This is a genomic window from Novosphingobium sp. BL-S-21, from assembly GCF_055521655.1.
Genome location: NZ_CM145495.1, coordinates 643,826 through 668,522 on the forward strand (window position 1 = coordinate 643,826; position 24,697 = coordinate 668,522).

Annotated in this window: 21 protein-coding genes; 10 read left to right on the forward strand and 11 right to left on the reverse strand. The window is 66.6% G+C overall.

Annotated features, from left to right (window positions below):
• Nucleotides 1-70 precede the first annotated feature (70 nt).
• Nucleotides 71-430, forward strand: coding sequence for a hypothetical protein (locus ACZ1J6_RS02435; protein WP_134094335.1), 360 nt, complete (start codon nt 71-73; stop codon nt 428-430).
• A gap of 57 nt (nt 431-487) precedes the next feature.
• Here the strand turns inward: ACZ1J6_RS02435 and ACZ1J6_RS02440 are convergent, their stop codons facing one another.
• The 5 genes from ACZ1J6_RS02440 to ACZ1J6_RS02460 all read right to left on the reverse strand — a co-directional run bounded on the left by ACZ1J6_RS02440 (nt 488) and on the right by ACZ1J6_RS02460 (nt 6,795).
• Nucleotides 488-2,296 carry a M14 family metallopeptidase gene (locus tag ACZ1J6_RS02440; protein ID WP_134094336.1) on the reverse strand — a complete coding sequence of 603 codons (1,809 nt, stop codon included), beginning with the start codon at nt 2,294-2,296 and terminating at the stop codon, nt 488-490.
• A gap of 22 nt (nt 2,297-2,318) precedes the next feature.
• Nucleotides 2,319-4,499, reverse strand: a complete 2,181-nt coding sequence (locus tag ACZ1J6_RS02445; protein ID WP_134094337.1) for a TonB-dependent siderophore receptor — start codon at nt 4,497-4,499, stop codon at nt 2,319-2,321.
• Nucleotides 4,500-4,847: 348 nt separating this feature from the next.
• Complete coding sequence (locus ACZ1J6_RS02450; RefSeq protein ID WP_134094552.1) at nt 4,848-5,366, reverse strand: fasciclin domain-containing protein; 519 nt, start codon at nt 5,364-5,366, stop codon at nt 4,848-4,850.
• Between the two features lie 186 nt (nt 5,367-5,552).
• Nucleotides 5,553-6,236: an anti-sigma factor gene (locus tag ACZ1J6_RS02455; RefSeq protein ID WP_134094338.1), complete on the reverse strand. Its 684-nt coding sequence runs from the start codon at nt 6,234-6,236 to the stop codon at nt 5,553-5,555.
• Nucleotides 6,229-6,795, reverse strand: coding sequence for a sigma-70 family RNA polymerase sigma factor (locus ACZ1J6_RS02460; protein ID WP_134094339.1), 567 nt, complete (start codon nt 6,793-6,795; stop codon nt 6,229-6,231). The genes ACZ1J6_RS02455 and ACZ1J6_RS02460 overlap by 8 nt, the downstream gene beginning before the upstream one ends.
• Nucleotides 6,796-7,026: 231 nt before the next feature.
• On the opposite strand from ACZ1J6_RS02460, the gene ACZ1J6_RS02465 reads away from it, so the two are divergent.
• Nucleotides 7,027-8,100: a Ca2+-dependent phosphoinositide-specific phospholipase C gene (locus ACZ1J6_RS02465; protein WP_134094340.1), complete on the forward strand. Its 1,074-nt coding sequence runs from the start codon at nt 7,027-7,029 to the stop codon at nt 8,098-8,100.
• A 15-nt stretch (nt 8,101-8,115) separates the two neighbouring features.
• Here ACZ1J6_RS02465 and ACZ1J6_RS02470 read toward each other — a convergent pair whose 3' ends face one another.
• From ACZ1J6_RS02470 to ACZ1J6_RS02485, 4 genes are read right to left on the reverse strand one after another with little or no spacing between them, the layout of a single operon-like run.
• Nucleotides 8,116-9,462 (reverse strand): MFS transporter, encoded by a 1,347-nt coding sequence (locus ACZ1J6_RS02470; RefSeq protein WP_279587442.1) that lies wholly within the window; start codon nt 9,460-9,462, stop codon nt 8,116-8,118.
• A gap of 29 nt (nt 9,463-9,491) precedes the next feature.
• Nucleotides 9,492-10,769 carry an MFS transporter gene (locus ACZ1J6_RS02475; protein WP_134094342.1) on the reverse strand — a complete coding sequence of 426 codons (1,278 nt, stop codon included), beginning with the start codon at nt 10,767-10,769 and terminating at the stop codon, nt 9,492-9,494.
• A gap of 25 nt (nt 10,770-10,794) precedes the next feature.
• Nucleotides 10,795-12,354 (reverse strand): alginate export family protein, encoded by a 1,560-nt coding sequence (locus ACZ1J6_RS02480; protein WP_134094343.1) that lies wholly within the window; start codon nt 12,352-12,354, stop codon nt 10,795-10,797.
• A gap of 17 nt (nt 12,355-12,371) precedes the next feature.
• Nucleotides 12,372-13,370 (reverse strand): MBL fold metallo-hydrolase, encoded by a 999-nt coding sequence (locus tag ACZ1J6_RS02485; protein ID WP_208324850.1) that lies wholly within the window; start codon nt 13,368-13,370, stop codon nt 12,372-12,374.
• A 150-nt stretch (nt 13,371-13,520) separates the two neighbouring features.
• Between ACZ1J6_RS02485 and ACZ1J6_RS02490 the strand changes: the two genes are divergently transcribed.
• Nucleotides 13,521-14,180: a TetR/AcrR family transcriptional regulator gene (locus ACZ1J6_RS02490; RefSeq protein WP_132266859.1), complete on the forward strand. Its 660-nt coding sequence runs from the start codon at nt 13,521-13,523 to the stop codon at nt 14,178-14,180.
• Between the two features lie 78 nt (nt 14,181-14,258).
• Here ACZ1J6_RS02490 and ACZ1J6_RS02495 read toward each other — a convergent pair whose 3' ends face one another.
• Nucleotides 14,259-15,398, reverse strand: a complete 1,140-nt coding sequence (locus ACZ1J6_RS02495) for an FAD-dependent monooxygenase (protein WP_134094344.1) — start codon at nt 15,396-15,398, stop codon at nt 14,259-14,261.
• Between the two features lie 137 nt (nt 15,399-15,535).
• Between ACZ1J6_RS02495 and ACZ1J6_RS02500 the strand changes: the two genes are divergently transcribed.
• Genes ACZ1J6_RS02500 through ACZ1J6_RS02515 form a run of 4 tightly spaced genes read left to right on the forward strand, consistent with a single transcriptional unit; the run spans nt 15,536 to nt 21,402 of the window.
• Nucleotides 15,536-18,010, forward strand: coding sequence for a TonB-dependent receptor (locus tag ACZ1J6_RS02500; RefSeq protein ID WP_134094345.1), 2,475 nt, complete (start codon nt 15,536-15,538; stop codon nt 18,008-18,010).
• 22 nt (nt 18,011-18,032) lie between these two features.
• Entirely contained in the window at nt 18,033-19,436 is a 1,404-nt protein-coding gene (locus tag ACZ1J6_RS02505) for a sulfatase-like hydrolase/transferase (RefSeq protein ID WP_134094346.1), read from the forward strand.
• Between the two features lie 9 nt (nt 19,437-19,445).
• Nucleotides 19,446-20,366 (forward strand): NAD-dependent epimerase/dehydratase family protein, encoded by a 921-nt coding sequence (locus ACZ1J6_RS02510; RefSeq protein ID WP_134094347.1) that lies wholly within the window; start codon nt 19,446-19,448, stop codon nt 20,364-20,366.
• A 31-nt stretch (nt 20,367-20,397) separates the two neighbouring features.
• Nucleotides 20,398-21,402 carry a LysR family transcriptional regulator gene (locus ACZ1J6_RS02515; protein ID WP_132266850.1) on the forward strand — a complete coding sequence of 335 codons (1,005 nt, stop codon included), beginning with the start codon at nt 20,398-20,400 and terminating at the stop codon, nt 21,400-21,402.
• A gap of 27 nt (nt 21,403-21,429) precedes the next feature.
• Here the strand turns inward: ACZ1J6_RS02515 and ACZ1J6_RS02520 are convergent, their stop codons facing one another.
• Nucleotides 21,430-21,873, reverse strand: coding sequence for a winged helix-turn-helix transcriptional regulator (locus tag ACZ1J6_RS02520; protein ID WP_134094554.1), 444 nt, complete (start codon nt 21,871-21,873; stop codon nt 21,430-21,432).
• Nucleotides 21,874-21,986: 113 nt separating this feature from the next.
• Between ACZ1J6_RS02520 and ACZ1J6_RS02525 the strand changes: the two genes are divergently transcribed.
• The 3 genes from ACZ1J6_RS02525 to ACZ1J6_RS02535 are packed head-to-tail and all read left to right on the forward strand — an operon-like array spanning nt 21,987 to nt 24,618.
• Nucleotides 21,987-22,796, forward strand: coding sequence for an SDR family NAD(P)-dependent oxidoreductase (locus ACZ1J6_RS02525; RefSeq protein ID WP_134094348.1), 810 nt, complete (start codon nt 21,987-21,989; stop codon nt 22,794-22,796).
• Entirely contained in the window at nt 22,796-24,379 is a 1,584-nt protein-coding gene (locus ACZ1J6_RS02530) for a phytoene desaturase family protein (protein ID WP_134094349.1), read from the forward strand. Before ACZ1J6_RS02525 ends, ACZ1J6_RS02530 begins: the two co-directional genes overlap by 1 nt.
• Nucleotides 24,379-24,618 carry a hypothetical protein gene (locus ACZ1J6_RS02535; protein ID WP_134094350.1) on the forward strand — a complete coding sequence of 80 codons (240 nt, stop codon included), beginning with the start codon at nt 24,379-24,381 and terminating at the stop codon, nt 24,616-24,618. The genes ACZ1J6_RS02530 and ACZ1J6_RS02535 overlap by 1 nt, the downstream gene beginning before the upstream one ends.
• Nucleotides 24,619-24,697: the final 79 nt, after the last annotated feature.

Here is a 24,697-nt window from a genome sequence, read left to right on the forward strand (position 1 = left end):
GTCAGGACCGACCTTGGGTTCTGTCCTTTCGCCCCGAACCTGGCTAGGGCGGCGGGAATTGGAGATAGAGATGAGCGATCCGTCGAAGGCATGGGATGGGGAACAGGTCCGCAAATGGCTGGAGCGCCGGTTCGAGGCTTCCCGGCTGGATCAGGCCGCGGCGGATCGGCGCGGGTATGAAGCGCAGGACGATTACGACAAGGCGGCGGCCGAGGAATGGGTCTGCCGCACGTTGAAGTCTGCCGACTGCACGAACGAGCAGGCCGCCTTCGCCCAGCGTATCAAGGAACTGATCGCTCAGGACGAGTACAAGGTGACGGGCATCTACGATGACACGCGGTTCGAACGGAACGTGCGCGGTCATCTGAGGAAACTGGCGAAGATGACCAAGGCCAATGAAGGCTTCGAGAAAACCCTGCGCTATCAGTGAGCAGGGCCGAAGGGCCGGGCGCGTCCGCGCTCCAAACCCGTCGGCCCCGGCGCTGCATCAGGTCTCCCGGCGGATCGGATAGACCCCGGTTTCCCGGTTGGGCGCGGGCGTGCGCTCCATCAGCCATTCCAGCCGCGCTTCGGGGTCCTGCGCGAAGTGAGCATCGCTTGCCACCCGCGCTTCGAAAGCGGTGCGGATTTGCGCATCGCGGGCCAGCAGCGCATCGGCGATCGGCGCCAGCACGAAGTCCTCGCTTCCCGCTGGCGGGAAAAGCACTTCGGGGAAGAAGCCCCAGGCCAGGAACGAGTCCTGGCTCTCCGGCTCCAGCAGGGCCGCGGCCAGAAGCCCGAGCGGCTGGTCGGACGGTACGCGGATGGTGCCGGCGGGCACTGTCTCTCTTGCCCGGGCATGCTCGAACCTTGCCTGCAGCGGCACCCGGCCGTCGTGCGGGGCCTGGAGGGCGGGATCTTTCAGGCGCACCCGGTCCAGTTCCAGCGCGCGGGCCTGTTCGAGAATTTCCATGCGGATCCCGTGAAGGCGCAGGCGGTCGATCACTTCGGCTTGCGCGGCCGGCACCAGCCAGGCCTTGGGCAGGGTTACGGTTTCCACCGGCTCCTGGCCGACGATCGGCATGCGCAGGGTCTGCGGCCGGGCGGTCCAGCGCTGCTCCATCCGTCCCGAAGCGGGCGAGGCATAGCTTTCGAAGGCGACGCCCTTGAACCCTTCGACCCAGCCCACCGGCTCCTTCGCCGGTTGCCAGCGGGTCAGCAGGGTTTCCGGGCGGGCGGCACGGTCCGCCGCTTTTGCCGCGGCGATGGCGGGGGCATCCTGCGCCGCCAGCGTCATCGCCCTTTCCAGCAGGACGTAAGTGCCGAGCACCCGCTGGCGATAGGGCTTGAGCATGTGGTTCTCGACCAGCACCGTGGGCACGCCGATGAAGTCTCCATAGCCCGTCGAGTAGCGCGGCCCTTCCGGGCTCTGGCGGATGCCGCTCTCCGGGCGGCGCGTGTCGATCGGGCTGGGGTAGATCGTGGGGGTGTGGCCCGCCTTGGCAAGCGCTGCGGTGACGCCGGGGCCGAAGCGCTGCTCCAGCCAGTTCGCCGTCGCGCGGTGGCGCGCATAGCGGCCCCACCCGGCATAAGTGAACGTGATGTCGTACTGCATGTCGAAGCCGCCGCTGACGTGGCAGTCGATGTAAAGAATCGGATCGAGCCGCCGCAGCAGGGCGATCATGGCACGGGTTTCAGGCGCATCGGCCTTGGCATAGTCGCGGTTGAGATTGATGCCGCGCGCATTGCCCTCGGTGCCCTTTTCGTCCGGCCCGCGCACATGGAGGAAGTTCCAGACGCTCATGCGCTCGTGGCCGTCGATGTTGAGGATCGGAACGAAGACCAGGTCCACCTTGTCCAGCAGGCGGTCCTTGCCGCGCACGGCGATATCGCGCAGCAGCATCAGGCCGGCGTCCTTGCCGTCGATCTCGCCCGCGTGGATCCCGGCCTGGACCAGGACCACGGGCTTGGACTTGCCATCGGCGGCAGGGCCCTTGCTCGCGCGGACCAGCAGCATGTCGCGACCTTCGCCGGTCTTGCCGAATGTCTCCAGTGCGATGAGCGGCGACGCCTGGGCAAGGCGTTCGAGCCAGGCGCGCACTTCCGCGTAGCGCGGCGTGGCTGCGAAGTCGGACACTTCGGCCGGGGTGATCCAGGGGTCGTCTTCGCGCGCGACCAGTTTCTCGCTGGCGCCCGACCAGGCGAGTGCCGGGGGCAGGACATGGGGCGGCGCGTGGCTCGCCTGCGCGGAAGGCTGCGCGAGTGCGGGCGAGGCAAGCATGGAGAGCGCCGCGAGGGCGAGGGAAGTCTTCAGCATGAGGAGGGTCTCTCGGAAGATATCAGAAGCGGGCGCGCAGGCCGACGGTGGCGGTGCGAGGGGCGCCCGGCTGCACCCACAGCGGGGTATAGCTGTTGGCGTACCAGTCCGCGTCGAAGAGATTGGTCACGCTGCCGAACAGCGCGACTGTTTCCGTCAGTTCCAGTTCGCCGAACACGCGGGCCAGCGTATGCGCGGGCAGCGTGAAATCGGTGCCGGTTTCGCCGCGCCGCCGGCTGACATGCTGCACGCCGCCCCCCAGTGTCGCTTCGCGCGAACCGATGGCGAATGTGCGGGCGATCTGCATGTTGACGTTGTGGTCCGGGATGTTCGCCAGCGGATCGCCGGGATTGACCTGGAAGGAATAGGCGGGGTCGAGAACGCTCGAACGGGCCTCCGCATCGATATAGGCATAGCTCAGCAGAAGGTCGAAACCGCCGGGGAGCCGCCCGGCAAGGTCCAGTTCCACGCCGCGGCTGCGGGCCTTGCCGATCGCGACCGAGAAGCCGGGGTTGTTGGCGTCGCTGGCGAGCACGTTGGACTTTTCGAGTTGAAACATGGCCAGGGTTCCATTCAGCTTGCCGCCCAGCAGCGAGAGCTTCACGCCCGCTTCCAGGGACTCGCTGGTCTCGGGATCGAAGATCAGCCCGGCCGCGTCGGTCCCGACATTGGCGTGGAAACCCTGGCCGTAAGCGGCATAGAACGTGACCGGCGCGCTCAGCTTGTAGACAAGCCCGGCCTGGGGGCTGAATCGACCCTTGGTCCGTTTGCTCCGGGTGGCGGTCAGGCGGTTGTCGGTTTCCAGCGTCACGCTGTCGTAGCGCCCGCCCAGACGAACCTGCAGGCGATCGGTCAGTTCGATCTGGTCCTGGACATAAGCGCCACCAGCGCGTTGCCGGTCGACCCTGTCAGTGATGACGGCGGTGGCGGGCAGGGGATACTGTCCGTAGACGGGATCCAGAATGTCGATCACGTAGCCTGCCGCAGCGCCGGGGTTCGATGCCAGGAGCGGCGGCCGAAAGCGGCGGAACACCTGGTCGTACGTGAAGGAGTCGTAGTCGGCCCCGATGAGGACGCGGTGGCGCAGGCTGCCCGTATCGAACAGGCCGGCGAGTTCGGCGCGGACGACGGAATGGTCCGCATCGTAGTAACGCGAGCGTCGTTGGCGCGACAGCGAGCGACCATCGCTATAGACCGCCTGGCGCGAAGCCACCGTTTCCGCATCGGAGGAAAAGCCGGTCAGCAGGGTCTTGCGGATGCTGCCGCCGACAAGCAGGCTCCAGCCGCCGCCAAGCTCGTGCTGAAGGCGCAGTTGGTGGCCGGTGGCGCGTGCGATCGTGTCTCCGTCTCCCGGCTCGCCCAGAAAACGGGAGCGTGGAACGGTGTGGAAGTTGCCGTCCAGAACCACGATACCGCGATCGAACGGCACTTCCACCCGGCTCTTCTCGAAATCATAGGTCAGGCGGGTGCGCTCGCCCAGCGAGAGGCCGATGGACGGCAGGAAGCCCCAGCGTTTCTGGTGGACATGGTCGCGGAAGGTGTCGCCGTCCTCGGCATAGCCGATCAGCCGCGCGGTGAGGCCGCCGGTCAGCGCCAGATTGACGTCCGCCTCGCCGCGCAGCCGGTCGAAGCTGCCGTATTGCACCGAGGCAGTGCCGTAAGAGCGGCCCAGTTCGGCCTGCTTGGTCACCAGGTTGATGGTGCCGCCCGGCTCTCCGCGCCCGATGAGGGCAGCCGCCGGGCCCTTGAGCACTTCCACGCGTTCGATCCCGGCCACGTCGCGCGGGCCGCCGAAGCCGCGTCCGCCGTTGAAGCCGTTGACGAGATAACCGCTCGGCATGTTCTCATCGCCGGTGAAGCCGCGAATGGCGAAAGCGTCCCACAGCCCGCCGAGCGTGTTCTGGCGGGCGACCGATGCGTTGAGGTCCAGCGCGTCGCTGAGCCGCTGGATGGTGTTGCGTTGCAGGGTCTCGGCATCGATTTCGGCAATCGACTGCGGGATTTCGGACAAGGCGAAATCGCCGCGATAGGCCTGGCGCACGCCGGTGACGGTAATGGCGCCGCTGCGCTCTTCGCCCGAAACCTCTTCTTCCCGGCGCTGCTCCTCCTCGACCGTTTCCGCAGAGACAGGAAAGGGCGCCATCGCAAAGGCGAGCGGCAGGGTTCCGGCCAGCAGGCGGCCGTCCTTGGCGAAACGAAACATGATGACCCCCGGTAGTGACGTTGCGGCGGAAGCGCGCAAACGCTCCTGACGAGGGGCTTCTGTCAGTGCGCCTTTCGCGCGTCAATGATATGTTGCAACATCACTTAAATTTCGGAGGTGATCCCGTTGTCGTCCCGGCCACCGGTCTCTTTTGCAAGGCCCGCTTACAGCTCAGGCCCGCGACCGGAAGTTATGGGGAATAACCTCGGTCACGGGCCTGAAACTGCGCCGCTATGTCGATCGTGCGACCCGAAGGACTGCGGCGGTGTGGTTCTCCCGGCCATGGGACCGGGAGAGGGTTATGAGGCAGCGACTCTTGTCAGTCGGCCCCATGCGGGAAAACCGGTGTCAGGGCATCAGGACGGTGTCGACGACATGGATCACGCCGTTGGACTGCATGACATTGGCGATGGTGATCCTGGACTTCCCGCCCTTGGCATCGGTGAGCCACCAGGCGCCGGCCTTGTCCTTCCAGGCGGTGAGCTTCTCGCCCTCGACCGTGGTCAGCATGGCCTTGCCGCCGTGCGCCATCGCATTGGCGGCGATGTCGGCGGCGGTCATCCGTCCGGCCACGACGTGATAGGTCAGGACCTTGGTGAGCATCGCCTTGTTCTCGGGCTTCATCAGCATGTCCACGGTTCCGGCGGGCAGCTTGGCGAAGGCGGCATTGGTGGGTGCGAAGACGGTGAAGGGCCCCGGTCCCTTGAGAGTGTCCACCAGCCCGGCAGCCTTGACGGCGGAGACGAGCGTGGTGTGATCCTTGGAATTCATCGCATTGTCGACGATGTCCTTGGTGGAATACATGGCAGCGCCGCCTACCATCGGATTGCTGGCCATCGGATTGCTGGCCATCGACTTGCCGGCCATCGCCTTGTCGGCGGGCGCCTTGGCACCGACCGAAGCGGCGCCGGAAAGCAACAGGGCGGCGGTGAATGCGGTTGCAAGCGTGCGGGGTAGGGCGTGCATGTCTGACATCCTCTCTTCCGTTTCGCATTCCGTTTCCTGGGATGCGCTCCAGATACGGTACGGCGCACGGCCCGGATGCAGAGGCGATCAGATTTCCGAGATTTTTCCGGTCATGACCGGCGCGGCGCTGGGCGCCTGGTGCGGTGCGGTGGCCGGATCCTCCATGGTGATGGCCAGCGTAGCCCCGGTTTTCAGGAAGGGCCGCATGGGATCGGCGACCGGCATTTCGGCGCTACCGGCCTGAATGAGCCCCAGCGAGCGCGGTACGCCGTCCTTCGGGATAACCCATAGTTCCGGACTCTTGCCGGTGCCGGTGGGAGAACCGGCGTCGAAGCGCAGGACCCCGCGGCGGGGATCGAACGCGACGGCCATGATCGCGCCGCCTTCCACGCCGGACATCTGCGACACCGCCATGCTGCCGTCGGGCACGGTGGGCGCCGGTCGCATCGCCACGAACAGCGCTAGGCTGGCGGCAAGGGCGCCCGCGCCCAGCGCGGCGGCCCGCCAGGCACGCAGCCCGCGCGGAGCCGCGGCGACCGGCGCGCCGATCCGCGCCGCAATGGCGTTCCACACCGTGGATGAAGGCTCGGCGGCGGGAACTGCGGCCAGCATGGGCGAAAGCCGGAGCTGCCATTGTTCCACCCGCCGCGCGAAGGCCGGGTCGCTCAGGCAGAGGCGCAAGGCGGCGGCGCGATCAGCGCCGTCAAGGAGGCCGAGCGCAAGTTCGGCCGCCAGGCCGTCGCGATCCTGATCTTCGGGCATCTCAACCATCGCCCAGGCAATCCTTCAATTTCTGCATTCCCCGTCTGATCCAGCTCTTGATCGTCCCCAGCGGCGTATCCGTGCATTCCGCCAGTTCCTGATACGTCAGCCCTTCCAGGAACGCGCGGCGGATCGCCTGCGCCTGCTGCGGTTGCAGCCCTTCCAGGCAGAGCCGCAAGCGCCGGTGCTCGTCGTCTCCCTCGATCACCGCATCCGCCAGCGGGCTTTCATCGGCTATGGCTTCCACGACACCCTCGGGCGCCGCGTCGAAGCGCCGGTCGGAGCGGCGCCAGTCGATCGCGGCATTGCGCGCAATGGCGGCGAGCCAGGTGATCGGGCTGGCTTTCGCGGGATCGAAGGCCGAGGCGCGGCGCCAGACCTTGACATAGACGTCCTGAAGCACGTCTTCCGCCGCCTCCCGGTCTCCGCAGATGCGCAGGCAAATGCCGAAAAGCTTCGCGCACGTCATGTCGTAGACTCGGCGCAAACCCGCAGGATCGCCAGCGGCGGCCAGATCCATGGCCGAAACCAGTCTTGCCCGCTCGTCTGCCACGGCTGTCTCTCTCATCCGTCCGTCCTGACCTCAAGCCTTCCCCGATCAACGGCCGACGGCGCAATTGGCTGCCCGGGCTTCCGGGCGAATTCGCATGATATACGCAGCGGGCCGGTGCGCGGATGCACCCTTGTCGCAATCCGCAATTTCAGCGCCTTGTCGCGCCGATCTGCGCGCTTCGTCAAATGCCTGTAACCGAAGGCGGGAAGGGGCCTTGCGCCAGACCGGCATTTTTTCGGAGCCTTCATGACCCTGTCCGTCCTCGTCCTTGCCGCCGCCGCGATTGCCGCCCAGCCTGCCCCTGTTCCTGCACATGCGCCGAAGATGAACGATATCCAGGCCGTTGGCACGCACAATAGCTACAAGCAGGCGATGAGCGATGCCGTCCGCGCCCGGATCGCGGCGCAAAGCGAGAAACTGGAAATGGCGCTCGACTATTCCCACCGCCCCTTGTCGGAGCAGCTCGACCATGGCGCGCGCCAGTTGGAGATCGACGTCAACTACGATCCCGCGGGCGGCTACTACGCCAAGGGCGCTTCCGACGCGGAACTGCTGAAGCCGGGCTTCAAGGTGCTGCACATGGCCTTCAGCGATGCGGCCAGCAGCTGCGAACGGCTCGTCACCTGCCTGGCGGAGATCCGCGACTGGTCCGACGCCCATCCCGATCATGCGCCGATCATGCTGATGTTCAACGCCAAGGAAGACGCCGATCCCGAGCACGGCAAGGCGGCGCTGCGCTTCGACGAGAAGGCCTTCGACGCGCTGGACCGCGAGATTCTCTCGGTCATCCCGCGCGGGAAACTGATCCTGCCTGACGACGTACAGGGCCGCTATCCGACCCTGCGCGAGGGCGTGCTGGCCGGAAACTGGCCCAGCCTTGCCGCGGCGCGGGGCAAGATCTTCTTCGCGCTCGACGAGCACGAGGCCAAAGTCGCGATCTACCGCGGCAAGCGCAAGTCGCTGGAAGGGCGGGTCTTCTTCGTGAACACCGACGAGAACTCACCGGCTGCCGCCTATCTCACCCTCAACGATCCCATCGCCGAGGCCGACCGCATCGCGCGCGACGTGAAGGCGGGGTTCATGGTGCGGACCCGCGCCGATGCCGATACATGGGAAGCGCGCGCGGGAACGCTGGCGCGTCTGCGCGCGGCCTTGGGGAGCGGCGCGCAGTACATCTCGACCGACTATCTCTGGGAAGACCCGCGCCTGCCGGGATACCGCGTGTCGCTGCCGGGCGGCGCGCCGGTTCGGTGCAATGCGGTGCGGCATGCCGGTCAGGACCTGGCGGACTGCACGGCGGACCTCGCATCGGTTCGGTAAGGGCCTGGAGGCCTCTCAGGCCTGAGCGGACGGCTCGCCCGAGGGCTGGTCGTCCCGCTCGCGCAGCAGGAGCAATGCTCCTGCCGCGACGAGCGAGCCCATGCCCATCAGAACGGAGACGATCGACAGGCCGAACCCGGCATTGAACAGGAAGCCCGCGACGATCGGGCCGAGCGCGGCACCGCCCCGGCCGATGCCGATGACGAAGCCGGTGCCGCCCGCGCGCACTTGTGTGGGGAAGACCCTGGCGAAGAGGGCGTAGAGGCCGACCACGCCGGCATTGGTGCAGAAGCCCGCCGCTCCGGCGATCAGCGCCAGTCCGGCGAGGGTCTCCTGTCCCTGGCCGAACAGCGAAACCAGTACGGTGGAGGCCAGCATGGCCACGATCACCAGCTTGCGCACCGCGATCCGGTAAGTCAGCAGGCTCAGCAGCGTGGCTCCGGCCAGGCCGCCGACATTCGCCCAGACCAATACGTCGCCCGCCTTGGATGCGGCATAGCCCATGTCCACGACGATCTTGGGGATCCACTTCAGGATGAAGTAGAAGGTCATGATGTGGCAGAAGTAGCCGAGCGTCAGCAGGACGGTGCTGCGCGCGAGGCCGGGGGCGAAAAGCTCTGCGATGGACGCTCTGGCGGCGGTGAGGGGCGCAGGCGGAAGCGCGTCGACCGTTTCGTGGCCGAGGCGGCGCAAGGTGGCGTTGATCCGCTCCAGCGCGCCGGGGCCGCGCTTCTGCAGCAGGAAGCCGATCGATTCCGGCAGGAGGAACCAGGCGATCGGCAGGAACACGGCCGTCACTACCGCGCCGAACATGAAGACGTCGCGCCAGTGGCCGGTCGCCAGCAGGCCGGTGGCGATCGAGCCGCCGACGATGGCGCCCATCGGATAGCCTGCCGCCATGATCGCCACCGCCAGGTTGCGATGGCGGTCGTTGGAGAACTCCGCCACCAGGGCATTGGTGCAGGCCAGCATGCCGCCGATCCCCAGCCCGGTGACGAGCCGGATGATCGAGAGGTTCACCACCGAACTGGCCGTCGTCGCCATGGCCATGCCGCCCGCCATGATGACGAGGCAGGCCAGCACCGTCGGCCGCCGTCCGATCCGGTCGGCCAGGTTGCCCAGCGCCACCGAGCCCACCGCCATGCCGATCAGTTCCATCGACAGCACCAGGCCAAGGGCGGCCCGGTCGATCCCCCATTCCGAGGCGATGCCCGGCGAGGCGAAGCTGATCGCCAGCACGTCGAACCCGTCAAGCGCGTTGAGCAGCACGCAGAGCGTCACTGCCGCGATTTGCAGGGGTCGCATCGTTCCCTTGGACAGGATAGTCTGGGGCGACAGGATGGATTGGGGATCTCTGGTCATCGTCATGTCCGGTCTTGCGCGTTTACGCCCTAAAGCGACGGCGGATGGTGAACGGCGCGGTCGATCCGGCCGTAGGTTCGTTCCAGGCACCCCGCGGCCATCATGACCAGGGGCACCGGCAGCGCGAGGCACAGCAGCGAGGTGCCGCTTTCGACATCGCGCATCGTCAGGTAGCCGATCAGCAGCGGCCCGCAGGCCGCGCCGATCCGTCCCAGGCCCAGTGCCCAGCCCAGGCCGGTTGCGCGCGCGGCGGGGGGATAGAACAGCGAGGCGGCGGCGATCATGCCCTTCTGCCCGCCGCCGATGCCGACCCCGGCCAGCATGGCGGCGGCATGGAACGGTGCGCCGCCCCTGGCCGCGAAAGTGCCGAGGAAGACGATGCCGGTCAGCCCTACCGCGCTCATCGCCACGAGGGCGCGGAACGGGCCCATGCGGTCCGCCCACCAGATCATCGGCAAGGCGCCCAGCGCGGTGCCCAGCGTGAACATGCTGGTTGCCGCGACGGCGCTGGAATAGGACAGCCCCTCGCGCGCGGTCAGCAGCGGAAGCCAGGACTGGAGCGCGTAGAACAGGCCCAGCCCGATCGAGAACATGATCCAGAACAGCACCGTTCCGGCGCGCAGGCGCGGCGCGAAGAGGGCGGCGAGGGGGCTGGCGCTCCGTGGCTTGATCTCCTCGACGGGCAGCGCCGCGCTGAGCATCGCGGCGATGAGCAGGGCCAGGGGCACGGTCGCTCCCCAGGGCGCGCGCCAGCCGGAGCGGGGGACGACCCAGCCGCTTACCAGCCCTGCCGCCAGGAAGCCGAGCGAGAAGGCGACATAGATCCCCACCACTTGCGCGCCGCGCCAGCGCATGCGCCCATGCTGGCTGGCGATGGAAACCGCGCTGGGCAGGGCGGCGCCTATGGCGATGCCGGTCAGCACCCGGCCGAGGAACAGCACTTCGAACCCCGGCGCGACCACGCAGACCATCGTTGCCAGCGCCAGGCCCAGCATGGCCCCGCAGAGCACCGGCCTTTCGCCCACGCGATCGGCCAACGGCGCGACGAAGATGTAGCCCAGGAGCAGTCCGAAGATCGCGGAGGACAGCAACGGGCCGATCAGCGCGCTTTCGAGCTGCCAGTCGTGGACCAGTCCGGGCATCGAGAAGCTCAGGGCCTGGAACGCATAGCCGCTGACGAACAGGGCCATGGCGCAGTAGAGGACCACTTGCCGTTCGCGTCCCTTGGACCGCACCACCCGCACACCGTCTCCCGCCGCCCGGCCGCGCCACGGGGGGCAGGCCCCCGTCCCGGCAGATGCGACCATCGGGAAAGCGGAACCGGCCACCGCGTCAGAACCGCAGGGTCATCATTGTCTGGACGAACAGGTTATCGCCATAACCCGCGCGGCGTAAGACCTTTCCGGCGTCTACGTAATTTACGAAGCCGGTGAGTGCGACATGCGGGTTCAGCGCCCAGTTCGCCTTGAGGCGGGCGACATTGGCGACATGCTTGCCCGCCACGTTCTGCGTGCCGGCGTAGACTTGCGAGTTGCCGCGATAGACGGCGTCGTTCTGGTCCGGGCGCCAGTAGAACCCGGTTTCGCCGGTCAGTGAGAATGTCTTCGTCACCGGCACCACCAGCGTCGGCGCCACGCCCATCAGGTTGACCGCGCCCAGGTAATTGTCGTCGCTGAAAATGATCGTGGCGTTATAGAGGAAGTTGAACGAGCCGACTTTGCCCGAACTGTCGAAAGTGCCGCCGCCCGAGGCATAATCGGCATGGAAACCGAGCCGGGGCGACGAGGCGCCCTTGGCCAGCGCGACCGACTGGTTGGTGCTCACGGCCCAGGCATCGACGGCGCGGGCGCCGAAACGGCCGTCCTGCTTCATCGCCGTCCAGTCGAAGGCGACCGGGCCGAGGTGGCCCCAGAGCCGCGCGCCGTAGGTCTCGCGCCGGTCTTTGCCGGAAAGGCGGCCTAGGGTGCGGTCGTCGTCCTCGAAGTGATAGTAGAAAGGATCGAGGTAGACCGCCGTGCGGCCCTTGGGCGCGCCGCCGGCAACCACGAAGCTGGAGTAGATACCGCTCAGGGTCTCGCCGTTGCCGATCTTGTCGTCCAGCAGGCCGGTGCCCTGCTCGGTCGGCACGAAGTGGAAGGCGCTGAAGCGGAACCGCCGCCAGTCCATCGACAGGCGGGCGCCGTTCATCGAGACGCGGATGTTGGGATTTTCGCGCGGGCTGATGATGAAGCGGGGGCCGTCGAAGAACTCCTGCCGGCCCACCGTCACCCGTGCCGTGCCCGCGCCGACCGGCGCGCGCACTTCGGCGAAGAGCTGCTGGACGATCAGGTCGTTCTGCTGGATCGCAATGTGCCGGTTCTCGTTCTTCCCGAAGATCCGGCCTGACGCCAGTTCGCCGTAGAAGCGTACCGCGGGGCCGATCCTGAGGTCGGCGCCCAGAGTCGTGCGCGAGAGCACTTCCACGCGGTTGGTCGTGTCGGAAAGCAGGGGCCGGGTGGAAAGGCTGACGCTGGCGCGCTGGTCGCCGTTCAGGGTCAGCGAGACGTCGCCGTCCGCCGCCAGCGGAATGAACTTGAGCGGAGAGGCCCATTCCCGCTTCGCCTTCTGGCTTCGCAGGAAGCGCCAGTCTTCCGCCCCGCGCAGCATCATGTAGTTGGGTCCGGTGCGCGGCCCCTGTCCGTCCGCTTCGGCCGGATAGGGCGACTTCAGCGGATCGCGTGCCGGGGTGCCGGCGGGAATGACGGGCTGCGGCGACGCGGCGACCACCGTCTGCGCGGGAACCGGCTGCACGTCATCGCCCGTGGCTGCGAAAGCGCAGCCCGGCAAGAGCAGTCCGATCGTCACGCATCCGGTGAGGCCCCGATCGCGCAGCGGAAAAGTCCGGTTGCGCATGATCGTCCTCTCGCGGCTTATCCGAGGGGGATTTCCATGAGATCGCGGCCGACCACGATCTCGCCCTTGAAGTGCCTGGCCACTTCGCTGCGCCACATGTCGTCCGTGATCCACTCCATGTCGCCGGGCACGAAGTGGCTGAGCACCAGCTTCCCGACTCCGGCGCGGGCGGCGATCCGGCCGACCTGTTCGGCGGTGGTGTGGCTCTCGATCAGGTGGTTGCGGAAAGTGGGAGTGCCGTTGGCCCGCTTCACCAGTTCGTCCACGCCGGGGACGTAGAGCACTTCGTGAACCAGCACGTCGGCGCCCTTGGCGAAATCGGCCAGGGCGGGATTGTAGGCGGTGTCGCCCGAATAGACGACACTGCCGTAAGGCGTTTCGAAGCGATAGGCCAGGTTGTCGAGCGGGGGGTGGGGGGTGGTGAAGGCGGAGACCTTCACGCCGCCGTCAGACATGACCGGCCCCTGCTTCGGGGCGAAATCATGCGCGCGCAGCAGCGTGGCGGGATCGACGCGGCCCTCGTCCGACATGCGGGTGGCGATGTCCATGTGATTGAGGCGCCAGAAGTCCGCCGCCATCGCCTCTATGCCCACCGGGCCATAGGCGTCGACCGGGCTGCGCAGCGCGCCTGCGGCCCACATGTTGTAGACGAGATTGCCGAATTCGAGCTGGTGGTCCGAATGCATGTGCGAGATGAAGATCGCGCGGATATCGGCGAGGCCGAGCCCGGCTTTCACGATTTGCGCGGTCACGCCCATGCCGGTGTCGATGACGTAGACCTTGCCGTCCACCACCAGGGCATTGGCCGGGTTGGAGCGGGTGCCGCCCACGCGGGGACCGCCCTTGGTGCCGAGCAGCACCAGCTTCGCACCCTTTGCCGAGGCCTTGGCGGTGCTGGCCGGTTGGGCGAGCAGCGAAAAGGCGGAACCGGCCAGCAGGCCGCCGGCAGCGGTGGTCATGGCCGCCTGCAGCAGGCCGCGGCGGTTGAGCATGGGGATGCGCGACGCGAAATTCATGGAACTCCTCTCCACTCTGGGATCCAGCCCTGATCGGGCTTGTTGGCCTTCGCCTAACATCGCCCCGCAGAGCGAGTCAACCAGAATGCGAATCTCATTCGGTTTATGGAAACGTGGACAAGCGGCGCGCTATCGGCAATGCCTCTGTCCATGACGGAGGCGGCGGTGGCGATCGAGATCGAGGATGACCTGGCGAAAGTAGGGGTGACGCCCGCCGTGCAATCGCGCAGCCGCGCCTTGCGCGATCGCCTCATTCGCGAGGCGCTTGCCATCGCGCGCAACCAGCCCTTCGATGATGTCAGCATCATCGATATCTGCGCGGCGGCAAGCTGCTCGACGGGGGCCTTCTATTCGCGGTTCCCAGACAAGATCACGCTGTTCAAGGCGGTCATGGTCTTCGCCGCGGCGGAATCGGGCCCGCTTCTGGAAGGCATCGTGCGCGAGGCGCCCTTCGAGGAGATCCTGCCCAGGCTGGTGAAGGCGCAAGTCGACCGCTATCTGCGCCAGTCGACCTTCTTCAGGTCTGCCTTCAAGGTCAGCCTCGATGCCGAACAGGCGTGGGAGCCGTTTCGCCGCAATGCCCAGAACCTGGCGAGCGCCTATATCGAGCGCCTGCTGGCGCTGCCGGCAATCGACGCGGAGCACGTGAGCCTGGAACGGGTGCGCTTCGCCTTCCAGGTGATGTACGGGGTGCTCAACAATACCCTGATCAACCGGCCCGGCCCTTTCGTCCTCGAAAGCGACGAATTTCCCGCCCTGCTGGAGGACGCGATGCTGGCGACCATGAAGCTGCCGCCGATCCCGGCCTGACCCACGGCGCCCGGGCTTGGCCGGGCGTGCCTGTGCGAAAGGGGGGCGCCGAAGCGCCCCCATCCCTCGCGCGCGCGGTCAGAACGGCTCGTTGAGCCGGGCCAGCGCGCCTTCCAGCAAGGCCTTGTGCCGGTCCGGTGAGCCGTGCTCCAGTTGCAACCTGCCGATGCCCACGCTGCTTTCGATCACATCGCGGCACCGTTCGAAGCGGCGTTCCTCGTAGGCAGCCAGACCTTCTGCGACCGTGTCTGCCCGGGCCAGTTCCTCGGCCAGGACGACGCCGCTTTCCACCGCCATCCCGGCGCCGGAGGCCAGATGGGGGGTGGTGGCGTGAACCGCATCGCCCACCAGCACGATCCGCCCGTTGCTCCAGGACCGGGGCTGGAGCGCGGCGGAGAGCGGGCGGTAGTTGATCCAGTCCCCCCGCGTCATGTTGTCGCGGATCCATCCGGCATTGCCGCCGAAGTCCGCGAGCAGCCCCTTCAGGGTGGTATAGAGTTCCTCTTCGTCCATGAAGGTTTCGCGCGGTTCGTGAGGCGTGAGCATCCACATGTAGACACTGTCCGGGCTGCAGGCGGTGATGCCGCAGGGGTTGTCGTGGCCCAGGAAGAATTCCCCCGCCTCCAGACCGGGGGGCTTGCGGATCGAGATGCGCCAGCAGCCCTGGCCGGTCGGCTGCGCCGGGGCCATGTGGGGGAAAGCGATCTCGCGTACGGTGGAATAGACGCTGTCGGCCCCGACAACGAGGTCGTAGCGGCCCGTGCTATCGTCCGAGAAGGTGACGTCCACGCCGGTTTCGTCGGTTTCGAGCGTGGTAACGGTCAGCCCCAGGCGGACGGGGATGGCAAGGTCCTGCACCCGGCGCTGCATGATCCGGTGCAGCACCGGGCGCATGATGCCGCCGGTTGCGGGCAGACCTTCCTCGATCACGGGTTCGTCGAGATCGTGGAGATGCGTGCCGTCATGGCGGAACAGGCGGGTCTTGTTCGTGATGGCGCCGGCCTTCTTGATCTCCTCCAGCAGGCCGAGCCGCCGATAGGCCCGCAAGGTCGGCCCGGTTATGGTTATGCCCGCGCCATAGACCCGCCATTCCGGATCGAGGTCGATCAGGTCCACCCTGACGCCGCGTTCCGCAAGGCTGATGGCCGTGGCCATGCCGCCGATCCCCCCGCCCACGACCAGTGCCGTGGCGATGCTGCTGATGCTCTCCCGTATCATGACGACGAGAGGTAGCGCGCCCGCTCCGCCAGACAAATCCGAACTGTGGATGCCTGGCCATCGATACAATCGGTGTGACCGGGAGCGATGGCTTGGCTAGCCCTGTGGCCAAGAACAAACACAACGGGAGGAGCGCCATGCGCAATCGACTTATCCATTCATCGAGTCTGGCCGTCCTGGCGCTCGCCGTTTCCGCAGCCGCCGCGCCGGCCGCGGCGCAGGAGGCGGCACCCGCCGCGAGCCCGCCGGCGCCGGACAACGCGGGAATCGGGGACATCATCGTCACCGCGCAGCGCCGCTCGGAAACGCTCCAGAGCGCGGGCATCGCCATCGATGCCGTGGGCGGCGAGAACCTGATCCGGCAGGGCATCACCCAGGCCGACGCCCTGAACAAGGCGGTTCCCGCGCTGACCGTGACCAATGGCGGCGGATCCAACACCTCGATCTTCCTGCGCGGCGTCGGCAATATCACCAACAACAGCTACAACGATCCCGCCGTCACCCCCAGCTACGATGGCGTGGTGCTGGGCCGGGCGGCCGGTGCCTTCGGCTCGGCCTTCTACGACCTCGCGCGCGTCGAAGTGCTGAAGGGGCCGCAGGGCATTCTCTATGGGCGCAACGCTACCGGCGGCGCGGTCAACATCATTCCCAACCGTCCCGAACTCGGCCGCAATTCCGGCGGTTTCACGCTTTCGGTGGGCAATTACGACGCCGTGGGCGCGGAAGGGTTCTTCAACCTTGGCCTGGGCGACAACGCCGCCTTGCGCGTCGCCGCCACCCACCAGTACCACGACGGCTACAATCGCGACGGCAGCGACGATGCCAACCGCAGCGGCATCCGCGCGCAACTGCTGTTCGAGCCTACCGACAAGCTCAGCATCCGTTTCGGCGGCGATTATACCCATGTCGGCGGCGTGGGCGCGGGATCGAGTTATATCGGCGCCTTCACGCCCGGCCCCAACGGCTTCACTTTCGCGCCCGCGACGGGGCTGGGATCGTCCGAGGGCTTCAACACGGATGCGGCCAATGCCTATCGCCAGACCCAGCTCGGCGCGCCCGGCTTCGGCTTCCTGAATGCGCTTAACCGGCAGCAGATGATCGACGCGACCTATTGGGGGCTCAATGCCGAAGTCACGCTGGAAACCGGAATCGGCACGCTGACGGTGCTGCCAGCCTATCGCAAGACGGACTTCACGACCTACTTCTACGGACCCGCCTTCAACACTGCCTATAACGACGAGCAGGACCGCCAGGCCAGTCTCGAAGCGCGCCTTGCGGGCAAAGTGGGGATGTTCGATTACGTCGTGGGCGGCTTCTATTTCGACGAGAAGATCCGCAACGTCGGCGAATACAACCAGGAATTCGTGCTGCCCATCCAGCGCTATACCCACAAGACCACCAGCTGGGCCACCTTCGGCCAGCTCACCGCCCATGTCACCGACCAGTTCCGGCTGATCGGCGGCCTGCGCTATACGCACGACAAGAAGTCGATCAACGGCATCATCAACAACTTCATCGCCTATTGCGGCGGGCTGCCGCCCGTCACGCCGCCGGGATCGTTCGCGCAGGGCTGCGCGGTGCCGGGCAATCTCCCTCACTTCCCCAATTTCACCACGACGGGCGAGACGGTGAACTGGCTGATCGAAAACGGCTATATCGCGCCCGGCAGCACCGACGATGCGAACGGGCAGTTCTATCCGCTGCTGAACGGGGCCGGGATCATCCAGAAGACTTATTATCCTGTGGTCGATTCCGGCAAGTTCAGCCGCGTGACCTGGAAGGCGGGTGCCGAATTCGACATTGCGCCGGAATCGCTGCTCTATGCTTCGGTGGAAAGCGGCTACCGTGCCGGCGGCTTCCAGCTCTCCGAAGGCAATCCCAGCTACGATCCCGAATTCATCACGGCCTATACGATCGGATCGAAGAACCGCTTCCTGAACGACCGTGTCCAGCTCAACCTCGAAGCCTTCTACTGGAAGTACAAGGACCAGCAGATCAACTACTTCACGGTTTCGCCGGATTCCGTCCTTATCAACACCATCGACAATGCCGGCCGTGCCGACATCAAGGGCTTCGACGTCGATCTCATGGTCAAGCCGATGCGCAGCACCACGCTTTCCGCCAAGGTCCAGTATCTCGACACCGAGTACAAGGAGCTGACGCTTACAACCGCATCGCCGCGCAACAACATCAATTGTCCCTATACCGCCACGGGCAACTTCCTCAGCGACGGGAGCACCCCGATCCTGGCGTTCGACTGTTCGGGACGTCCGCTGCTCTATTCGCCCAAGTGGACGATCAACCTGGGCGCGGAACAGATCGTGCCGCTGGGTGACAAGTACGAACTGGTCGGCAGCGTCAACACGTCCTGGCGTTCTTCGCAGTACGGCGCCTTCGAGTACCTCGATTTCGAGAAGATCCGGCCCTACTGGCTGACTGACGCCAACCTGACCCTGCGCATGGCGGACGGCGGCTTCTCGATCGGGGCCTATATCCAGAATATCGAGAACAAGCGCAGGATCGCCACGCCGCAGTCTTCGCCCATCGGCTTCGCCGTGGCGCGCTATACCGCGCCGCGCACTTATGGCCTGCGTCTCTCGGCGAGCTTCTGAGAATATGGCCGAGGAAACGAGGATGCCTGCCGATCGCCGCCGGGTGCTGGGATGGCTGGGCGCGACGACCGCACTCGTCGCGCTTGCCGGGCCGGGAAGGGCGCTTGCCCGCCCGGCCCCTCCTTCGGGACGCCTGCCGAACATCGTCTACATCATGGCTGACGACCTCGGCTATGCGGACCTTTCCGCCACCGGATCGCATGCGATCCGCACGCCGGCCATCGACAGTCTCGGCCGTGACGGGGTGCGGTTGACGCAGGGTTATGCCAGCACGCCGATCTGCTCGCCCACGCGCACGGCGCTGCTGACCGGCTGCTACGCCCAGCGTTTCGCCATCGGTATCGAGGAACCGCTGGGCCCCGGCGCGCCGCCGCATATCGGGGTGTCGCTGGACCGTCCGACGATCGCCTCGGTCCTGCGCGACCGGGGCTATCACACCAAGCTGATCGGCAAGTGGCACTTGGGCGAGCCGCCCGAACACGGCCCGCTCCAGCACGGCTATGACGAGTTCTTCGGCGTCGTCGAAGGCGCGGCGGACTATTTCCGGCATCACATGGTCATGGGCGGCAAGGACGTCGGCGTGGGCCTTGCCCAGAACAATGCGCCCGAACGGCGCGAGGGCTACCTCACCGACTTGTTCGGGGACGAGGCGGTCAAGACCATCGAGGGGGCAGGCGACAAACCGCTGTTCCTGTCCCTCCACTTCAACGCCCCGCACTGGCCCTGGGAAGGGCGCGAGGATGCGGCGGTGGCCAAAGTCCTGCCCAATTCCTTCCACTATGACGGGGGCAATCTCGCCAAGTACAAGGAAATGGTGGAGGCGATGGACCAGAACGTCGCCAAAGTGCTGGCCGCGCTGGAACGCACCGGCAAGGCGGACAACACCATCGTCGTCTTCACCAGCGACAACGGGGGCGAGCGCTTCTCGGAAACCTGGCCCTTCATCGGCCACAAGGGAGAAGTGCTGGAAGGCGGCATTCGCGTGCCGATCCTGATGCGCTGGCCCGGGCAGATCGCGCCGGGATCGATCTCCGATCAGGTCATGGCCTCGATGGATTTCCTGCCGACGTTCCTGACGATGGCCGGGGGTGACGTGGCCAAGGCGGGCAAGTTCGACGGTGTTGACCTCTCCGCCCAATTGACCGGCAAGGCGGCATCGGTGCCGCGCACCCTGTTCTGGCGCTTCAAGGCGAACGAGCAGGCCGCCGTGCGCCAGGGCAACTGGAAATACGTGAAACTCGGCGGGAAGGAACACCTCTACAACCTGGCCGAGGACGAGCACGAACGCGCCGAACGCGCTGCTGCCGAGCCCGCCAAGCTGGCCGAGTTGAAAAGCCTTTGGGACGGCTGGAATGCCCAGATGCTGCCCTACCGCGTCGATGGATATTCCGAGGACGTGCGCAAGGCGTACTCGGACAGATACTAGGAGAAGAACGTGAAAGTGCTCGTCACCGGCGCCGGCGGTTTCGTCGGCCGGCAACTGGTTCGCCGCCTGCTGGATGCGGGCCACGCGGTCGTGGGGATCGACAGCCATGCAGGGGCCATTCCCGCCGGCGCGCAGGCGGTGGAAGGCGATCTGGGCGATGCCGCCGTGCGGGCGCAAGCTCTGGCGGAGGGCTGCGACGCGCTCGTCCACCTCGCGACCGTGCCGGGCGGTGCGGCGGAGGCCGATCCTCTGGCTTCGCGCCGGATCAACATCGATGCCATGTACGACCTGCTGCTGGAGGCAAGCGCGCGCACGCCGGGCTTGCGGGTCGCCTATGCCAGCTCGATCGCGGTCTATGGCGATCCGCTGCCGGCGCATGTCGACGACCGGACCCCGCTTTCGCCCAGGATGATCTACGGCGGGCACAAGGCGATGATGGAGCATGCCGTGGCGATGTTCTCCAACCGCGGGCTGATCGACGGCGTGACGGTGCGCCTGCCCGGCATCCTCGCGCGGCCGAAAGGGCCTTCGGGCATGAAATCGGCTTTCATGTCGAACCTGTTCCATGCCCTGAAGGCGGGCGAGGCCTTCACGTGTCCGGTCTCGGCCGCGGGCACGATCTGGGCGGAATCGCTGGAATGCGCGGCGCGAAACTTCGTACACGCCCTGACGCTCGATACCGCGCTGCTGCCGCCGACCCGCGCGGTGACGCTGCCGGCGCTGCGCCTGACGATGGGTGAGCTTGCCGCCGAGATCGCGCGCCAGTGCGGCGTCTCCGCCGATCTCGTGCGCTACGAGCCTGACGCTGCGCTGGAGGCCGCCTTTGCCGCGCAGCCGCCGCTTGCCACGCCGGCGGCGGATCATGCGGGCTTCGCGCATGACGGCGATGCTGCTAGTCTCGTCGCCAGCGCCCTTTCGACTTTGGAATAACCACTAGCGAAACGGGGAGCGGGAGATGGCAATGCGTTTTGGAAGACTGGACCTCAACCTGCTGGTCGCGCTCGATGCGCTGCTGAGCGAGAAGAGCGTCTCGCTCGCGGCGGACCGGCTCTGCCTCTCGCAATCGGCAACCTCCAGCGCGCTGGGCCGCCTGCGCGAGTATTTCGCAGACGATCTGCTGGTGGTGAAGGGCCGCAACATGATCCTCACCACCCGCGCCGAGGAACTGATCGAACCGGTCCGCGCGGTGCTGGAGCAGATCCGCACGACCATCTCGGTCGCCCCGGCCTTCGATCCCATGACCGCCGACCGGCAAGTGCGGATCATGGCCTCCGACTATTCCACGCAGGTCCTGCTGGCCGAGGCGCTGTCGGAATTCGAGCGCGATGCCCCGCAGATGCGCTTCGAGATCCAGCCGATGAACGACTTTCCGATCGAGGCGCTCGAACGCGGCTACATCGATCTCCTGCTGACCATCGATTACGCGATTTCCGCCGATCACCCCAGCCTGATCCTGTTCGAGGACGACTATGTCGTGGTCGGCTGGGAGGGCAATCCGGCGATGCAGGGGCCGATGACCAAGGACGTCTACTTCGAACTCGGCCACGTCACGGCGCGGTTCGGCAAGGCGCGGGTCCCCGCCTTCGACGACTGGTTCGTGCGCCGCCAGAAGCAGCAGCGGCGCGTCGAGGTGGTGGCGCCGACGTTCCTCTCGATCTCGGGCCTGGTGATCAATACCAACCGGATCGCCACGATCCACCGGCGCCTGGCCGAGCAGGTGGTGCAGAACATGCCTCTCATCATGCGGGAGATCCCGTTCGATTTCCCGCCGATCCGCGAGGCTCTGCAGTGGCACTTGTCCAACAGCAACGACCGCGCCCTGCGCTGGATCGTCGAGCGCCTCCAGCTCATCGCCGCGCGCAAGGTCGACGAACCCGGCAATGTCGTGGCGTTCGCCGCGCAGCGGATCGACCGCGACGCGCTGGAAGTCGAGTATCGGATGAACCACCCTCAGCCGCCGCGCTGAGCGGCCTGCGGTCCAGGAATTGACGGCCTAGTCCTCCGCCTCGCGCGCGTCGAAAGCGACGCGTGCGGCAAGGATGGAACCCTCGTTGGCATTGACCCAGTCTATCATCGCCCGCGCCTGCAGGGCCAGCGCCCTCCCCAGCGGGGTGAGGGCATAGCTGACGCGCGGCGGTACGTCCGCACTGATGCTCCGCTCCACGAAGCCGTCGCGTTCCAGGGCGCGCAGCTTCTGCGTCAGCACACGCTGCGAAACGTCGCCTTCGTTGGACAAGTCCGACAGCAACCGGCGCAGCGCGGCATGGCGGCATGGCCCGGTGGTCAGCACCAGCAGCACCAGCGTGGTCCAGCGGTCTCCCAGCGCCCCCATGACATTGCGCACCGGCGCATCGCGGGCGGTGCCATGCGCCGCCATGTCGGCCGCCAGCGCGACGATGCCCGGCCGCGTGGGCAGGTCGTCCTCCGCCTCTGCCATCATCGCGCCGGTCCGCCCGAGGGTACAAAAAAGTGCCGTCTTCTCACCATCGAAGGCCACTTTATGACCAGTGAGGACAGGGTCAATCGCTGGCTCGCAAACGGGAGAGAAACATGGCCATCGACGCCATCCGCCTCGACGGGAAAGTGGCCGTCGTCACCGGCGGGGCAGGAGGGATCGGCTCGGCGACAGCGCGGCTGATGGCGGCGCGCGGCGCGCGGGTCGTCATCGCGGACATTGCGGAAGAGGCCGCGGCGGCGCTCGCCGAGGAACTGCCCGGTGCCATTGCGGTGCCTCTCGATCTGGAGCAGGAAGCCTCGATCGAGGCGCTGATCGCCCGGACGCTCGCGCATTTCGGCCGGCTGGACGTGCTGCACAACAACGCCGCGCTGCTCGGCCCCGACATCGCGCAGGCCGATGGCGACGTGGAGCACATGGCCACCGCGCTCTGGGACCGGACTTACGCGGTCAACGTGCGCGGCACGATGATCGCCTGCCGCGCCGCCCTGCCGCACTTGCGCGAGACACGCGGCAACATCGTCAACACCGTCAGCAACCTGGCGCTGCAGGGCCACATGATCCAGGCGGCCTATTCCTCGTCCAAGGCGGCGGTGATCCAGATGACCCGCGCCATCGCCGCCAGCCACGGCCTCCACGGCGTGCGCTGCAACGCGGTCGCCCCCGGCATGACGATGACCCCGGCGCTGCGCGAAGCGTTCCCGCCCGTGCTGCGCCAGGCGGTGGAGGACGAAACCCTGCGCGACCGTCTGGGTGAGCCGGAGGACATTGCCGAGGCAGTCGCCTTCCTCGCCTCCGACGCGGCGCGCAACATTACCGGGCAAGTGCTCGTCGCCGATGGCGGCTGCGCCAGCCACGTTCCCGGAATCGCACAGTTCCGGGCCTTCTTTTCGGGAGAACAGTGATGAGCCAGTACGACATCGTCGTCATGGGTGGGGGCCACAATGGCCTCGTCGCCGCCGCCTACATGGCCAAGGCGGGCAAGAAGGTGATCGTGCTGGAGCGTAAGCCCCACTACGGCGGGGGCGTTTCCACGCGCGAACTGATCCAGCCCGGCTTCTGGCATGACGAGCACTCCAACGTGCACATCATGATCCAGGGCAACCCGATGCTGCGCGAGGACGAGCTGGGCCTGCTGGGCAAATTCGGCCTGGAATACATCTACCCCGAACTGCCCCACGCCTCGATCTGGGAAGACGGGACGATGGTGCGTTCCTGGCGCGATCTGGACCGCACTTGCGAGGAAATCGCCATGTTCTCGCCCCGGGATGCGGAGGCCTATCGCAAGTTCGCCACCGCATCGATGGCGGCGCTGCCGATGTTCATGTCCGGCCTCTACGCCCCGCCGTTCCCGATGGGCGCTTTCGTGGCGATGATGGACCAGTCGGACGAAGGGCGCTTCCTGCTCGACGTCATGCAGCGTTCCGCGCTCGATGTGGTGAACCAGTATTTCGAAAGCGACCTGCTGCGCATTCACATCGTCCGCATGGTCACCGAGAACCTGCAGATGCCCGATGAACTGGGCACCGGCATGGGCGCTTTCCTGATGCCGGGGATCATCCATGCCTATGGCTGCTCGATGCCCAAGGGCGGCTCCGGCCAACTGAGCCACGCGCTGATCCGCGCGATCGGGCATTTCGGCGGCGAAGTGCGCTGCAATGCCGAAGTGCGCCGGGTGATCGTCTCTGGTGGCAAAGCCACGGGCCTCGAACTGATCGACGGCGAGACTTTCATGGCGAAGGACGGCGTGATCGGCGCGATCCACCCGCACGTCCTGCGCAAGTTCGTGGCCGAAACGCCCGAGCCGGTGCTTGAGCGGGCGGAGCGGGTCACCCAGTCCACTTTCTCGATCAACCTCACGCACCTGACGCTGAAGGAGCGCCTCAGGCTCAAGGTCGGCAATGAAACCAATGCCATGATGACCGAGCTGATGGACTTCTACACCATGCGCGACATGCTGCTGGAGTACGACAAGCTGCGGCGCGGCGAAGTGTCCGAACGGCTGATCGCGGGCGGGGACAACACGATCTTCGATCCCAGCCGCGCCCCCGAAGGCGCGGGCGTGTTCTACGGCGTGAACTTCGCTCCCTACGATCTTTGGCCCGGCGGACCGGCTTCGTGGGACGAACGCAAGGAAGAGATCGCCGACAAGGCGCTGGCGCAGTACCGCAAGTTCTACGCGAACCTTGATGACGACAACATCACCGGCCGCCTGATCCGATCCCCCGTCGATCATGAACGCGACAGCCCGGCCAGCTTCCTGAAGGGCGATATCCACGGCTGCGCGCCGTTCTTCTACCAGTCGGTGGGCCACCGTCCGACGCCGGATCTCGGCTCGTTCCGGGTGCCGCAGATCGACGGACTCTACCTCGTCGGGCCGTTCATGCACCCGGGCGGCGGCGTGTTCGGCGCGGGCCGGGCAACGGCGATCCAGATGATGGACGACCTCGACATCGAATTCGACAAGGTCTGCGGGGAGCGGGTGTGATGGCCGATGCCAAGAAGAAAGCGCCGGTCATGCGCATCCTCGACGCGCAGGACAAGGAACTGATGGCGGTGCGCCGGATCGAGCGGGACGGGGAGAACCTCGTCATTCGCGGCAAGATCTTCGGGGCCATGCCGATGGTGGCGAAAGTGACGCCCGAGGAGGCGCGCGCCGCGCTGAAGCTGCTCGATGCGCGGACGATCCTGTTTATCGTCAGTCTGCTGTTCCGCAGGCGCCGGTGAAGGCTGGCCGCATCGGCCCGCTCGATAGCACCGATCCCATTCCATGCGTTTTTCGGCGCGGCCCGCGGCCTCCATAAGG

Coding starts and splice junctions, on each gene's coding strand:
- ACZ1J6_RS02435 (WP_134094335.1), top strand. CDS start 71: ATGAGCGATCCGTCGAAGGCATGGGATGGGGAACAGGTCCGCAAATGG.
- ACZ1J6_RS02440 (WP_134094336.1), bottom strand. CDS start 2,296: ATGCTGAAGACTTCCCTCGCCCTCGCGGCGCTCTCCATGCTTGCCTCG.
- ACZ1J6_RS02445 (WP_134094337.1), bottom strand. CDS start 4,499: ATGTTTCGTTTCGCCAAGGACGGCCGCCTGCTGGCCGGAACCCTGCCG.
- ACZ1J6_RS02450 (WP_134094552.1), bottom strand. CDS start 5,366: ATGGCCGGCAAGTCGATGGCCAGCAATCCGATGGCCAGCAATCCGATG.
- ACZ1J6_RS02455 (WP_134094338.1), bottom strand. CDS start 6,236: ATGGTTGAGATGCCCGAAGATCAGGATCGCGACGGCCTGGCGGCCGAA.
- ACZ1J6_RS02460 (WP_134094339.1), bottom strand. CDS start 6,795: ATGAGAGAGACAGCCGTGGCAGACGAGCGGGCAAGACTGGTTTCGGCC.
- ACZ1J6_RS02465 (WP_134094340.1), top strand. CDS start 7,027: ATGACCCTGTCCGTCCTCGTCCTTGCCGCCGCCGCGATTGCCGCCCAG.
- ACZ1J6_RS02470 (WP_279587442.1), bottom strand. CDS start 9,462: ATGACCAGAGATCCCCAATCCATCCTGTCGCCCCAGACTATCCTGTCC.
- ACZ1J6_RS02475 (WP_134094342.1), bottom strand. CDS start 10,769: ATGGTCGCATCTGCCGGGACGGGGGCCTGCCCCCCGTGGCGCGGCCGG.
- ACZ1J6_RS02480 (WP_134094343.1), bottom strand. CDS start 12,354: ATGCGCAACCGGACTTTTCCGCTGCGCGATCGGGGCCTCACCGGATGC.
- ACZ1J6_RS02485 (WP_208324850.1), bottom strand. CDS start 13,370: ATGAATTTCGCGTCGCGCATCCCCATGCTCAACCGCCGCGGCCTGCTG.
- ACZ1J6_RS02490 (WP_132266859.1), top strand. CDS start 13,521: ATGACGGAGGCGGCGGTGGCGATCGAGATCGAGGATGACCTGGCGAAA.
- ACZ1J6_RS02495 (WP_134094344.1), bottom strand. CDS start 15,398: ATGATACGGGAGAGCATCAGCAGCATCGCCACGGCACTGGTCGTGGGC.
- ACZ1J6_RS02500 (WP_134094345.1), top strand. CDS start 15,536: ATGCGCAATCGACTTATCCATTCATCGAGTCTGGCCGTCCTGGCGCTC.
- ACZ1J6_RS02505 (WP_134094346.1), top strand. CDS start 18,033: ATGCCTGCCGATCGCCGCCGGGTGCTGGGATGGCTGGGCGCGACGACC.
- ACZ1J6_RS02515 (WP_132266850.1), top strand. CDS start 20,398: ATGCGTTTTGGAAGACTGGACCTCAACCTGCTGGTCGCGCTCGATGCG.
- ACZ1J6_RS02520 (WP_134094554.1), bottom strand. CDS start 21,873: ATGGCAGAGGCGGAGGACGACCTGCCCACGCGGCCGGGCATCGTCGCG.
- ACZ1J6_RS02525 (WP_134094348.1), top strand. CDS start 21,987: ATGGCCATCGACGCCATCCGCCTCGACGGGAAAGTGGCCGTCGTCACC.
- ACZ1J6_RS02530 (WP_134094349.1), top strand. CDS start 22,796: ATGAGCCAGTACGACATCGTCGTCATGGGTGGGGGCCACAATGGCCTC.
- ACZ1J6_RS02535 (WP_134094350.1), top strand. CDS start 24,379: ATGGCCGATGCCAAGAAGAAAGCGCCGGTCATGCGCATCCTCGACGCG.